A 1,445-nucleotide genomic window follows, 5' to 3' on the forward strand; every position below is an offset into this window, starting at 1 on the left:
TGGTATTAAGAGCCTCAAAAATAATATCCGCTACATTCCCCGTAATAATCGCTGTACGCAAAGCATCTACAGCATAATAAAGACCTACAGCAGAAAGGAAAGACGACACTTTACTCGTTAATTTGGCGAAAATACTAATATTGAATATTGAATGGGCAATATTTGTAATTGGTCTATTAATTAACTTTTGAGTATTTTTAGCGCCTAACCAGAAATCGGAAAACTCTGTAAACCTTGCCGTTGCTTTTGCTAAGCTAGCTTGTTTCATTTTTTTCATGTACTTAGAAATAGCTTTAACACCAGCGTAATACCCAATACTTACACCAGTATCGAACATAACAGCGCCAATACCAAGTCTATCACTAAAGCCCATTTGATCTTCTTCTGAAGCAGTCGTAGCCCATACATAATGAGTACCACTAATCAGAAAGAAAAAAGTATTAGCGATCGCAGAAGGTGCTAAAATCGACGGCTTACCAGACATCTTAACAATTCTTTTTACCATTCGGCTTTTTTTCCACTTAATAATCCCCCCAATTACACCTTTACTTTTAGATCTAAAACGCCTTCTTGCCACCATCTTCGGATCAAGGATTTCATTATCTGATTCTACATAATCATCTGAGCTTTTTGCAATAAACCCAGATCTAAGACTCTTTCTTTCTTTAATTTTTGGAGAATAATCATCTTCTGATGGATCAATAAACTCAGGGTATTTATCTTGTAATAATTTAAGGCTTGTATCACTATATATACTAGTGTTTTCCCAATTCATTTCTCGTAGGGTATCGACAAAATCATGTTCATTATATTTATTAAAGAATGCATACCAGAAATCCTGAATTTCAGGCGTACTATTAGTACGGAGCATTGCAAGTGTTTCGTAAATATTATCAGTATTATTTACGGCTGAATAAGTCTCTTTCTTATTACCCCACTTTACACTCATTGACGTTGCTAAACATATAGCTCCGTAAATAGTTTCTTCAAAACGATGCATCTGGTCATCATTTAAAGTTTTTAAACCTTTATCTCGAGAAGTTCGATTAAGAACTCCTAAAGCAGTTATAAGACTATTTGCATTTTGATAATTAGATTCATCCCCATTTTTGCTGACATCCATCTCATCAATACAAGCTTCAATTTTACTATCTTCACAATACCACTCATGTAAATCAAAAGCCCATTGATCTGATTTTTGTAACTTATAACGATGTAATTTATCACCTTTAGATCCAGTAGCAAATGAAGTTGCTAAGTTGTATATATCTTCCATCATTAATTTAAATGGACTTTTTGCTTTTTCTTCTTCTACCGATGAATTTACAGACACCATATCCCATGAATTAAGACTCTTTCTCTCTTCACGAGACAACTGATCAAAAATATTTGGGTCTTGATAATTACCTTGAATTAATTGAGCAATAAATTCAGGCATAATTTCA

The 1,445-nt window shown here is 33.6% G+C and carries 1 pseudogene; it reads right to left on the bottom strand.

The window, feature by feature from the left end:
* Positions 1 to 1,445, bottom strand: a pseudogene (locus BTO22_RS19975) (hypothetical protein); the annotation flags it as partial.

Origin of the sequence: Aliivibrio sifiae (assembly GCF_002954705.1) — a bacterium.
Classification (GTDB): domain Bacteria; phylum Pseudomonadota; class Gammaproteobacteria; order Enterobacterales; family Vibrionaceae; genus Aliivibrio; species Aliivibrio sifiae_A.